The organism is Leptolyngbya sp. CCY15150 (genome assembly GCF_016888135.1).
In the GTDB taxonomy this organism is placed as follows: Bacteria; Cyanobacteriota; Cyanobacteriia; order RECH01; family RECH01; genus RECH01.
Genome location: NZ_JACSWB010000289.1, coordinates 20,654 through 32,928, shown reverse-complemented (window position 1 = coordinate 32,928; position 12,275 = coordinate 20,654). Strand labels below are relative to the sequence as shown.

General features: G+C 56.0%; 7 protein-coding genes. 4 read left to right on the top strand and 3 right to left on the bottom strand.

The annotated features are described in order from the left end of the window. Nucleotides 1-134: 134 nt before the first annotated feature. On the top strand, nucleotides 135-1,139 hold the full coding sequence (gene pheS, locus JUJ53_RS22455) for a phenylalanine--tRNA ligase subunit alpha (RefSeq protein WP_204154285.1): 1,005 nt from the start codon (nucleotides 135-137) through the stop codon (nucleotides 1,137-1,139). A gap of 90 nt (nucleotides 1,140-1,229) precedes the next feature. Here pheS and JUJ53_RS22450 read toward each other — a convergent pair whose 3' ends face one another. Both JUJ53_RS22450 and JUJ53_RS22445 read right to left on the bottom strand, forming a co-directional pair. Next, entirely contained in the window at nucleotides 1,230-5,282 is a 4,053-nt protein-coding gene (locus JUJ53_RS22450) for an EAL domain-containing protein (RefSeq protein WP_204154284.1), read from the bottom strand. 552 nt (nucleotides 5,283-5,834) lie between these two features. After that, on the bottom strand, nucleotides 5,835-6,026 hold the full coding sequence (locus tag JUJ53_RS22445) for a hypothetical protein (protein WP_204154283.1): 192 nt from the start codon (nucleotides 6,024-6,026) through the stop codon (nucleotides 5,835-5,837). A gap of 202 nt (nucleotides 6,027-6,228) precedes the next feature. On the opposite strand from JUJ53_RS22445, the gene JUJ53_RS22440 reads away from it, so the two are divergent. Continuing rightward, entirely contained in the window at nucleotides 6,229-7,701 is a 1,473-nt protein-coding gene (locus JUJ53_RS22440; protein ID WP_204154282.1) for a leucyl aminopeptidase, read from the top strand. A gap of 41 nt (nucleotides 7,702-7,742) precedes the next feature. Here JUJ53_RS22440 and JUJ53_RS22435 read toward each other — a convergent pair whose 3' ends face one another. Continuing rightward, complete coding sequence (locus tag JUJ53_RS22435) at nucleotides 7,743-8,228, bottom strand: GNAT family N-acetyltransferase (protein WP_204154281.1); 486 nt, start codon at nucleotides 8,226-8,228, stop codon at nucleotides 7,743-7,745. A 329-nt stretch (nucleotides 8,229-8,557) separates the two neighbouring features. Here JUJ53_RS22435 and JUJ53_RS22430 point away from each other — a divergent pair, with 329 nt between their 5' ends. Together JUJ53_RS22430 and secA are read left to right on the top strand one after the other, a co-directional pair. Beyond that, nucleotides 8,558-9,142: a diheme cytochrome c gene (locus JUJ53_RS22430; RefSeq protein ID WP_239125297.1), complete on the top strand. Its 585-nt coding sequence runs from the start codon at nucleotides 8,558-8,560 to the stop codon at nucleotides 9,140-9,142. A 218-nt stretch (nucleotides 9,143-9,360) separates the two neighbouring features. Beyond that, nucleotides 9,361-12,273 (top strand): preprotein translocase subunit SecA, encoded by a 2,913-nt coding sequence (gene secA, locus JUJ53_RS22425; protein ID WP_204154280.1) that lies wholly within the window; start codon nucleotides 9,361-9,363, stop codon nucleotides 12,271-12,273. The last annotated feature ends 2 nt before the right edge of the window (nucleotides 12,274-12,275 follow it).

Below are 12,275 nucleotides of genomic sequence, written 5' to 3'. Positions count from 1 at the left end.
GTCAGATGACAGGGTTTCGATCCAGAGCCATGGCCAGAACGATGGACAGAACCATGGGATGATTCTCTAGGCAACTGCCTTCAGGGTTCCCTTAGAACCTAGCTCTACACCACCGGTCTTAGCAGTTTTAATCCATGACTAGCACAACCACCCGCGATCTAGAATCTCAGTTGAATACATTGCAACAGGAGGCCCAGCAGGCGATCGCCCAGTCCGAGAATCTGGAGCAGTTGGAGCCGCTGCGCATTCAGTATTTGGGCAAAAAGGGGCAGCTCTCCAAGGTATTGGGAGGGATGGGGAAGCTTGATCCTAGCGATCGCCCTCAGATTGGAGCCCTGGCTAATGAGGTGAAACAGGTCGTGCAAACGGCGCTGGATGAAAAGCGCGGGGCGCTGGCTGCCGCTGCCATTGAGGCGCGTTTAGCCGCCGAGACTCTAGATGTAACCATGCCGGGGGTCTATCGTCCCCAAGGGCACAGCCATCCCTTGTCGAGCACCATTGAGCGATCGCTGGATGTGTTGGTGGGGCTAGGCTATACCGTGGCCCAAGGGCCCGAAATGGAAACCGACTACTATAACTTCGAGGCGCTCAATACCCCAGCGGATCACCCTGCCCGCGATATGCAGGACACCTTCTACCTGCCCGATGGCAACCTACTGCGCACCCACACCTCATCGGTGCAGATCCGCTATATGGAGGAGCATGATCCTCCGATTCGGGTGGCGGCTCCGGGGCGCGTATATCGTCGAGACACCGTTGATGCAACCCACGCAGCGGTGTTCCATCAAATTGAGCTTTTGGCCATTGATGAAGGCCTAACGTTCACCGATCTGAAGGGCACCATCAAGGTATTTTTGGAAGCCATGTTTGGCGATCTGCCCATTCGCTTCCGTCCCAGCTTCTTCCCCTTCACCGAACCATCGGCGGAGGTGGATGTGCAATGGAAAGGGCAATGGCTTGAAGTCTTGGGCTGCGGCATGGTGGATCCCAATGTGCTTAAATCGGTGGGCTATGACCCAGAGGTCTACACGGGATTTGCGGCGGGCTTTGGCGTCGAGCGGTTTGCCATGGTGCAGCATCGGATTGACGATATTCGCCGTCTTTACACGAGCGATCTGCGCTTCCTGCGGCAGTTTTAGCAAGACGGTGTGTCACACGATGCGTTACAAGACGGTGCGTTACGGCTGCGCCTAACTGCACCCTACTGGTACAGCAGGCGATCGCCCGTTTCAACCCTGATTGCTCGATGATGGTTCATTTGATGACGGGGATTGCTGCGCGAGCAGGTTGGTGGTCTCGTCGGCCGAGAGGGGTGGGCTAAACCAATAGCCTTGCATGATGTCACAGTGAAGCGATCGCAGCTTTTCCATTTGATCGCTGGTTTCCACACCTTCCGCTACCACCGTCAAGTTCAGACCCTTACCCAGGGTGACAATGGCGGCAATGATCGCCTCATCGCTGGAATTGGTGGCAATATCCTTCACAAAGGCGCGATCGATTTTGAGGCTTTGCAGAGGGAAATGTCGCAGATAGTTGAGGGACGAGTGACCGCTGCCAAAGTCATCTAGGGCAATGCGTACCCCCATCCGCCGCAGGTGGTGCAGGGTTTGCGACGTGTAGTCTAGATTGTCCATCACGGCCGTTTCCGTGATTTCTAGCTCCAGCAAATCGGGGTCTACGCCCGTTTCATGGAGAATGGTGGCGATCGCTTGCGGTAGCCCTGGGGCCTGAAACTGTCGGGCCGATAGGTTGACGGCGATCGGGATGGGCGGCAGCCCTTGCTCAGACCAGCGCTGGCTTTGTTGGCAAGCGGTGCGCAGCACCCATTCCCCAATTGGCACAATCAGTCCATTGTCTTCTGCCAAGCTAATGAAGGTTTGAGGAGCAATTAACCCCAAGGACGAATGCTGCCAGCGCAACAGTGCTTCCACTTGGGTAATTCGCCCCGTGTGGGCTTCCACTTGGGGTTGATAATGCACCACAAATTCCTGGCGCTCTAGGGCATGGTAGAGGTGATTATTGAGAATCAGCCGCTCGGAGGCCTGGGAGTGGATGGTGGCGGTGTAAAACTGGTAGTGATCCCGTCCTTGGTCTTTGACTCGATAGAGGGCAGCGTCAGCATTTTTCAGCAGGGTTTCTAGATCCTGACCATCCTGGGGATACATGGCAATGCCAATGCTGATGCTGATGTGTAATTCCTGACCGTTAATGTAAAACGCGGGTCTGAGGCCCGCCGTAATCCGTCCAGCCGTATCGGCAGCAGTCTGGGCAGATTGCAGATGGGGCAAGAGCAGGGTAAACTCGTCGCCCCCCCAGCGAGCCATCACCTGATCATCACTGAGGCAGGTCTGCATGCGCTGGGTCACCTGCTGTAAAAGCTGGTCGCCGGTGGCATGGCCGAGGGTATCGTTGATGATTTTGAAGCGATCGAGGTCAAGAAAGGCTACTGCCACCATGGTGTTGCTCTCCTGAGCGGCGGCGATCGCCTCTGGTAAACATTGCTCAAAGCGGTTTCGGTTAGGCAAACCGGTGAGGGCGTCGTGGAACGCCTGGTAGCGCATTTGCGCTTCGGTCTGCTGGCGCTTGAACGCTCCGCTGAGGCTGGCGGCAATGGTAGACAGGATCGAGGCTTCGCTGGGTGTCCATTGGCGATCGCGGTGGCAATCATCAAAGCCGATATAGCCCCAGAGGTGATCGTCGATCACAATCGGGAACATAATCAAGGCCCGAATGCGATCGCGATTGAGTAAGGCCTGTTCTGATTCGGGAAAGTCTGTGACGGCACCATGAATGGGCTGCCCTTGGCAAAAGGTGGTGTACCAGCGCTCTAGCCCGAAGTTGTTGTAGCGCTGATTTTGCCAATGATCTTGATGAATACTGGGTTTGGCCCCAGGGCTGACCCATTCAAACCGCATACTCATACAGAGTTCTCCGGTTTCGGGATGGGGATGATTTTCGTAAATATAGGTGCGATCGGCTTCCACGGCCTGTCCCAAAATTTTCAGCACGATTTGCAGGGTGCTGTTGAAATCAGAGCTGGTGAGCAGGTGGTGGCTGGCGGTGGCGACGCCCTCCATGAGGCGATCGTGCTTGAGGAGTTCTGCTTCTTGCAGCTTGCGCTGGGTGATGTCTTCCACCGTGCCTTCATAACGGATGACGGTTCCGGCTTCGTCGTAGATTGCCCGAGCGCATTCCGAGATCCAAATAATGCTGCCATCTTTGCGGTATACCTGGGACTCGAAGCCCCACACCGTACCCTCCACCTGCATCAAGTGCTCAAACTCATCCCGGCGCACCATGTTGACGTAGAGCTGCTGGCGAATATTGGTGAGTTCTGCCATTAATTCCTCCGGCGACTCATAGCCATAGATGCGAGCCAGCATGGGGTTGACGGTCACATAATGCCCATCGGCGGTGGTTTGGAAAATGCCTTCCACAGCGTTTTCAAAAATACTGCGATACTTGGTTTCCGTTTGTCGTAGCCGTTCGTCCATCTGCTTGCGGACAATGGCAATCCCAGCCAGCTGACTAGCGGTATCAATGCGATGCCAGTCCTCATCCTGGGGCGATCGCATCTCGTGGGCATAGAGGGCAAAGGTTCCCAACACCTGGCCTTGGGACGACAAAATTGGACTCGACCAACAGGATCGCAGCCGATACTGCCGGGCCAGGTCGCGGAAGTTTTGCCACAGAGGATCAGTATAGGTATCCTGCACCACCACCCGCTGGCGACGATAGGCCGCAGTGCCACAGCCGCCCATGTTGGGAGCGATCGCTAGGCCATCAATGCGATCGCAGTAGGCCGCTGGCAAGTTGGGAGCTGCCCCCGTATAGAGCGCCTGCTGTTCAAGATCCGCGAGCAAAATGGAGCCCACCATACCCTTCGACTGTTGCTCAATGGCATGAACCAACACCGTGAGGGTTTCCGTGAGGGGGCGATCGGTGGCAATCATCTCTAGCACCTGCTTTTGGTGATCGAGCCAAATCGCGGCCCGCTGCCGTTCGGTGACATCGCGGGAGATGGCGATAATTTCCTGCACCATGCCGGAGGTGCGATCGCGAATCACCTCACTGGTGGTTTCAAACCAGCAATAGCTGCCATCTTGGCGACGCATGCGATAGGTGAGGCGTTCATGCTGGCAGGTGGTATCGGTGAGCAAACGCTGATGCAGTTGGGTGAACGTGGGTTGATCCATCGGATGCACCAAGTGATGCACCTGCCTGCCCAGCAGTTCATGGGGATGGTAGCCCAAGAGCCGCTGGGCTGCTGGGGATGCGTAGAGATACACACCGTTGAGGGTGTGGCGGGAAATCAGGTCGGTGGAATGTTCGGCGAGTAATCGATAGCGCCGTTCACTCTCCCGCAGCAGTTCATCGGCCTGGATGCGATCGGTGATGTCTTCAAAAGTACCGAGGATGCCCACCACGTTACCGGCCTCATCGTGCATGGGGATGCGGCTGACGTCTTTCCAGCGATCTTGGCCGTTGGGCAGGCATTCTTTGTGGACGAGGTGGAGCTGGGCGCGATCGCGCTCCATGACCACGCGATCGCGCTGACGATGATCCGCTGCCGTATCTGCATCCCAAAAATCTGCATCGGTTTTGCCCACCACCGCATCTGGACTCGCCAACCCTAGATGATCTGCCCAGGCTTGGTTCACCCCTTGATAGACCGACTGTCGATCTTTCCAGAAAATATACTGGGGCACATGATCCAAAATCAGCTTCAGCAACTGAGATTGATCCCGCAGCGCTTGTTCCGCCTGCTTCTGGACGCTGATATCGGTGATAAACCCTTCTAGCCCTAGCACGTTCCCCTGATCGTCATAGAGCCCATAGCCCTGCTCCCACAGCCACTTGGTTTCCCCCGATCGGGTGCGCACGCGATAGTCCATCACATAGGGTTGGTGCTGATCGATCGCTTGGTTGATGGTCTCAAATACATGGGGGCGATCGGCCTCATAGGTGATGTCGGTGTAGGACAGGAGGCGATCGCTGCCGATCAGTTCATGGCTGTGATAGCCCAACAGCCCATGGCAACCATCACTCAGGTAGGTAATCGACCACTCTGGATCGGGATTGGCGGTGAAGATCATGCCCGGTAACGAGTTGATCAGCCGCATGAGCTGAGACTGATGGTGAATAATTGTGGCGTAAAGCTCTGAGTCGATGGCCCCACCTGCAGGGTCAATCTGTCCATCTGCAAACTGGGTGCGCAGTTGATCCATTAATCCTGCCGACAAGGGCAACACCTGCACCAGGCCCTGGGTATCACGGTTCATGTCATTAATCATTCAGAATGCATCAGGAGTGAGTGGTCTAAACCGTAGGCTGGCCCTATGCACCTAAGCCAAGAAAAGGGCGATCGCAGTCGATCGTCCTTCCATCAACAAGTGGGGCGGGGTTGACGTACGTCTCCCTTGGATACCTATTCGATACCTACAGCCAATTAGGAGTTGATTAGGGAAACGTTGTAGATGCAGCAAAACCTAGATGCTTGGCCAGGATAACGATGGTCTATGTCGAAAGGGTCTATACCCAAGACGACCATCAACTTACAGATGAACAGCGCTGTGGACGACTTTGACAGGATGGATGGGCTCGGTCATGGGGCTGCGGTCAAGCCCGCTTGTCGTTGGGTGCAACTAGACGCCACCGCTGCGATCAGCTTGCCCCCACCATGCCTAAGTTAGATCATTTTTATCTATAGACCTAGAAACGCTGTAGATTCCTGGCATGATGTTAGACGTTGGCTGATTCCTGATGGTTCGTTGTTGGGTCGAAGTAGGTGGGCTAGATCGGGCGATCGCTGCCCCACGCTATTCAGAACCATCTCAAACTCTAGGCAATGGAAATGTAATATTCGTCACCTCTTGGGTATTGCGTTGACCGAAGCTGGGGCAGCGATCGCCTCCAGGGATAGGATGAGACGCCTTTAGGCTTGACGTGCGCCACGACCGAGCTTCAGCAAGAATTCGGATAGCTGCCCCCAATTTCTCGGTAAAACTAGGCAATACTGAAGACACGGATTCCTGTGGGGATGGTTCTCAACGGGGATGAATGTGGAGTGGGGTCAGTCGGCATTCACGCCGTCTCTTCGTTGTACGACCTTACTCTTCACCTACGAGAACTCTACCAGAGTCGTGAAGCGCTTCTAGCCTTTATGGTGGCGAAAGAAGAGGGCTGTAACCTCGGCCCAATCAGTTGTGTTGTAATGTGCAAAGAGTTATGGATTTTCAAGGTATAGAGACATCAAGAGTAGACTGGGCGGGCGATTGCCTAGCCATTGGCCTCGCTGAAGAAGCGATCGCCCTCAATGACGACCTGATTGCTCTCGATCATGTGCTGGAAGGCGCATTGGCGGAGCTGATTGAGGAAAGCGAGTTCAAGGGCAAGCTGGGCAGCAGTGCCGTGACCCGGGTGGGTGGACAGAGCGCCATCCGGAAGGTAGCGGTGATTGGTTTAGGCAAAACAGACGCCCTCTCGCTGGATCACCTACGACGGGGCGCGGCCAGTGCTCTGCGGGTGGCGAAGCGCGAAAAATGTCAAACCCTAGGGCTGAGTTTTCCGGTATGGCAAGGTGATTCGGCAGCATCGGCCCAAGCGATCACCGAAGGTATGGAGCTAGCGGCCAACCAGGATATCCGCTTCAAGTCGTCCTCCGATGGCGCAGACTTAAAACTAAAGCGGGTTGATTTACTCGGCCTGGCAGGACAAGAGGCCGCGATCGCCCGTGCCAAAACCATTTGCCAAGGGGTGATCCTAGCCCGTGAACTGGTGTCGGCTCCCGCCAATGTGGTCACGCCCATTACCCTGGCAGAGACGGCCCAAGCGATCGCCCAAGACCATGGCCTAGACCTGAAGATCCTAGAAAAAGAGGATTGTGAAAAGCTGGGCATGGGAGCATTTCTAGGCGTGGCCCAAGCGTCTGATCTGCCGCCCAAATTTATTCACCTCACCTATCGCCCCAAGGGCACCCCTCGGCGCAAAGTGGCGATTATTGGCAAAGGGCTCACCTTCGATTCCGGTGGACTGAATATCAAGCCCTCGGGCAGCGGCATTGAGATGATGAAAACCGATATGGGCGGTGCCGCCGCCACCCTGGGAGCAGCCAAGGCGATCGCTCTCCTGAAGCCCGACGTGGAGGTTCACTTCATCAGCGCTGCTACGGAAAATATGATCAGCGGTCGGGCCATGCACCCCGGTGATATTTTGACCGCATCCAACGGCAAAACCATTGAAGTCAACAACACCGACGCAGAAGGCCGCCTCACCCTCGCCGATGCCCTGGTCTATACTGACAAGCTCGGCGTAGACGCCATGGTCGATCTAGCCACCCTCACCGGAGCCTGCATCGTCGCCCTCGGGGATGACGTGGCGGGGCTGTGGAGTGACCAGGAGGCGATCGCCCAGGAGTTGACCCAGGCTGCCCAGCAAGCCGGGGAAAAAGTCTGGCGGCTGCCCATGGAGGAAAAATACTTTGATGGGCTCAAGTCGGTTGTGGCCGACATGAAAAACACCGGCCCCCGAGCTGGTGGGGCGATCACGGCAGCCCTGTTCCTCAAACAGTTTGTCACCACAACACCCTGGGCCCACCTCGATGTGGCCGGCCCCGTGTGGACAGAGAAGGAAGATGGCTACAACAACCCCGGCGGCACCGGCTTTGCGGTGCGCACCTTGGTGAACTGGGTGCTGAATTAAGGCTGAATGCCGTCTCCCGCCTTGGAGCTGAGTCTTGGAACCTAGAGACTCTCTAAGCTCCAAGCGGTGAGGGCATCCGCTTCAATCCTCTGGTTGTGCAGCACCATGGTGGTGGTTTGGTTTTCTGCAAAGCCGATGCGCTCGTAAAACTGCTGCTGGTGAGTCGTCATTAGGTACACCCGCTCCACGCGGTTTACGTGGGGATGGGTGAGCACGGTTTCCACCAGCTTGCGCCCCAGTCCAGCTCCTTGATAATCGTCATGCACCACCACGTCCCAAATAGTGGCGCGGTAGATGCCGTCGGAGGTGGCTCGGGCAAAGCCAATCAAGCGATCGCTGTCCCATAGCGTGGCAATGGGGCGGCTGTTGGCTAAGGCGATCGCCCATTCGTCTACGCTGCGATCCTGTGCCCAAAACGCCGTGTGGCGAAACAGGGTTTGCACCTGCTGAAGATCAAGATCCTGCACCAAGGCATGACCCTGACCTCGGTCATCGTACACCCGAGCCTGAATATGACGACAATCCATAGATGATTTAACGAGGTTAATACTACGAGAGGGTACTCATCGTCCCACCGGATAGATTCTAACGGGTGCAGAGGGGCGATCGCCCCTAGGGAAACTACGGCTCCTCATCTGCGTCTAGTCCTGCATCTAGGTACACCCAGCCTGGGCCCTAGACCGTCCCGACAGTAACCCGTCCCCTGCGAAAGAGTGCCTATGCCCCCAATGGGCGGATGGGAGTCTTGCCTGATATGCTGTGGTGGGAGTGGGAGACTTGTCAACCCTAGGTCAACAAGTCCTGAATCTTGCGACCCATGGGGTGCTCCTCTGTTGATTCCTAGTGTCTGTTATCTATGGCCCGTTTTGATTTCGCTTCGCCATCTCGGGGGCGATCGCCCCGCCTGATTGTGGTCATGCTTGTGGGTTTGTTGAGCGTCCTGCTGAGTCTAGGTCTGACGCAAACTCGTCCTGCCCTGGCTTCTAGCCCGCAAGCGATCGCTCAGTCCGATACCCAGACCGCTCCCCTTGCGTTACCCGAACGTCCCAGTATTGGCACCGTCGATCCGGTGCCGGAAGACTACCACCTAGGGCAACGGCGCTATCTGGAAACCTGTGCTGGTTGCCACCTACCCCTGCCCCCCGCCGTCATGCCCGATGAAACCTGGCGGCAGCTTCTGCAGGATCCGCAGCACTATGGCGTGATTCTACCCCAGCAGTTGCCCACCCAAACCGTCCAGATCTGGGACTATCTGCGCGACTTCTCTCGCCCCCTGCGCGATGGAGAAACCGTTCCCTATAGACTGAATACATCCCGCTACTTTGCTGCCCTTCACCCTCAGGTGGAGTTCTCCGCCCCCATCACCGCCAACAGTTGTACCGCCTGCCACATTGGTGCTGAAGACTATAACTATCGCCAGCTCACCGCCGAATGGCAATGATCGCGAGGCGGGGTTAACCGCACTGCCGCCGTCTAAGGCAAGTGATAGTATGAAGATACTTCGGTTTTCAGCCGAGGCACTACGTTGATGGATATTTTTGAGCCCAGCGATCGCCCCTCTGTTGTAGGTCAGGTCACCATGGCCGCGATCGCCCCAGCCATCCAGTTATTAAAAACTGCTATCCTCCTGCCGACCGTCTTTATATACTCATCCCCACCATGCTCAAGAAACTGCTAGGCGACCCCAACGCACGCAAGCTGAAAAAATACCAGCCTGATGTCGTTGACATCAATTTGCTAGAAGAAGAGATCCAAGTTCTGTCGGATGACGATCTCAAGGCCAAAACTGGCGAGTTTCGGCAGCGGATTGAAAAGGGCGAGACCCTTGATGCGTTATTGCCAGAAGCCTTTGCCGTTGTGCGGGAAGCGGGGCGGCGCGTGTTGGGTATGCGCCACTTCGACGTGCAGCTCATTGGTGGGATGGTGCTGCATGACGGGCAAATTGCTGAGATGAAGACCGGGGAAGGCAAAACCCTCGTATCCACCCTGCCGGCCTATCTGAATGCCCTGGAGGGTAAAGGCGTTCACGTGATCACGGTGAACGACTACCTAGCTCGGCGGGACGCGGAGTGGATGGGGCAGGTACACCGATTTCTAGGTCTCTCCGTGGGGCTGATTCAGCAGGGCATGAGCCCAACGGAGCGGAAGCAGAACTACGCCTGCGATATCACCTACGGCACCAACAGTGAACTGGGGTTTGACTATCTACGAGACAACATGGCCACCGCCATGGCCGACGTGGTGCAGCGGCCGTTTAACTATTGCATCATTGATGAAGTAGATTCGGTGCTGATTGACGAAGCCCGCACGCCGCTGATTATTTCTGGGCAGGTGGAACGCCCCAGCGAAAAATACATCAAGGCTGCCGAGGTGGCCAGTCATTTTTGGCGCTCTAAGCAGGCTGCTCTCCGGGAAACAGAACAGAAGAAGGCCCAAGCAGAGCAGTTGCAAAGTGAGGGCGATCGCGATCAGGCTGCCCAATATTTCCGCGAGTCTCAAAGTGCCCAAGAACGCACCGAATGGTACTACGAGGTTGATGAGAAGGCGCGCAACGTCCTTCTGTCAGACGAGGGCTTTATTGAAGCGGAAAATATGCTGGAGGTGAAGGATCTCTTTGATCCAGACAACCCTTGGGCCCACTATATTTTCAATGCCATTAAGGCCAATGAACTGTTCACCAAAGATGTGAACTACATCGTCCGCGATGGCGAAATCGTGATCGTGGATGAGTTTACCGGACGGGTGATGCCGGGACGGCGCTGGAGCGATGGTCTACACCAAGCCATCGAAGCCAAGGAAGGGGTAGAAATTCAGCCAGAAACCCAAACCCTAGCCACCATTACCTACCAAAATTTCTTCCTGCTCTATCCCAAGCTGGCGGGCATGACCGGCACAGCGAAGACGGAAGAGGCTGAATTTGAAAAAATCTACAACCTAGAAGTGACGATTATTCCCACCAATCGTCCCACGCGCCGCCAAGATCTGTCGGATGTGGTCTACAAAACCGAAGAGGCTAAGTGGCAGGCGATCGCCCTGGAATGTGCGGAGATGCACGAGCAAGGACGGCCGGTGTTGGTGGGAACCACCAGCGTGGAAAAATCGGAGGTTCTATCCAAGCTGCTGTCTGAGCAAAGCGTTCCCCATAGTCTGCTGAATGCGAAGCCGGAGAACGTCGAGCGGGAATCAGAAATTGTGGCCCAGGCTGGACGTAAGGGCACCGTCACCATCGCCACCAACATGGCGGGGCGCGGAACAGACATCATCCTGGGTGGGAACGCGGACTACATGTCTCGTCTGAAGGTGCGGGAATATTTCATGCCCCGGATTGTTCAGCCTGAGAATGAAGACTCGGTTTCGGTGACCAAGGTGATGGCCGGCGGTCGGGGCAAGGGTCAGGGCTTTACGCCAGGCAAGAAGGCCAAGACCTGGAAGGCGTCGCCCCAAATTTTCCCCACGGATCTTTCCCAGGAAGCAGAAGCGACCCTGCGAGAGGCTGTGGATTTTGCCGTGGCCACCTACGGCGAGCGATCGCTCTCTGAACTCAAGGCGGAAGACATCATCGCCACGGCGGCCGAAAAAGCGCCCACAGACGATGCGGTGCTGCTGAAGATGCGGGACGCCTGCAATCTCGTGCGCCTAGAGTATGAGCGCTTCACCCATGCAGAACATGATGAGGTGATCAACCTCGGCGGTCTGCACGTGATTGGCACCGAGCGCCACGAGTCGCGCCGGATTGATAACCAGTTGCGCGGTCGGGCTGGACGGCAGGGTGACCCTGGTTCCACCAAGTTTTTCCTCAGTTTGCAAGATAACCTGCTGCGGATTTTCGGGGGCGATCGCGTTGCCGTGTTGATGAATGCCTTCCGGGTTGAAGAAGATATGCCCATTGAGTCGGGGATGTTGACGCGATCGCTGGAAGGAGCCCAGAAAAAGGTTGAGACCTACTACTACGACATCCGGAAGCAGGTCTTTGAATATGACGAAGTGATGAACAACCAGCGGCGGGCCATCTACGCCGAGCGGCGACGGGTGCTAGAAGGGCAAGACCTGAAGGAACAGGTGATTAAATACGCCGAGCGCACCATGGATGACATTGTCGATGCCTACATCAACCCGGATTTGCCGCCGGAAGAGTGGGATCTGCAAAGCTTGGTGAACAAGTCCAAAGAGTTTGTCTATCTGTTGGCGGATTTGGAGCCGGAGCAGATTGACGATCTATCCATGGGTGAGATGAAAACCTTCCTGCATGAACAGGTGCGCATCGCCTACGACATGAAGGAAGCCCAGGTGGATCAAATTCAGCCGGGTCTGATGCGCCAAGCGGAGCGCTTTTTCATCCTGCAGCAAATTGATACCCTCTGGCGGGAGCATTTGCAGCAAATGGATGCCCTGCGAGAGTCGGTGGGTCTACGCGGCTACGGGCAAAAAGATCCGTTGATTGAATATAAGAGCGAGGGCTACGAGCTGTTCCTAGAGATGATGACCTCCATTCGTCGGAATGTGGTCTACTCCCTCTTCCAGTTCCAGCCGCAGGCTCAGCCCGCTCCGAAGAAGTCCTCCGAGGTGGTCTAGGA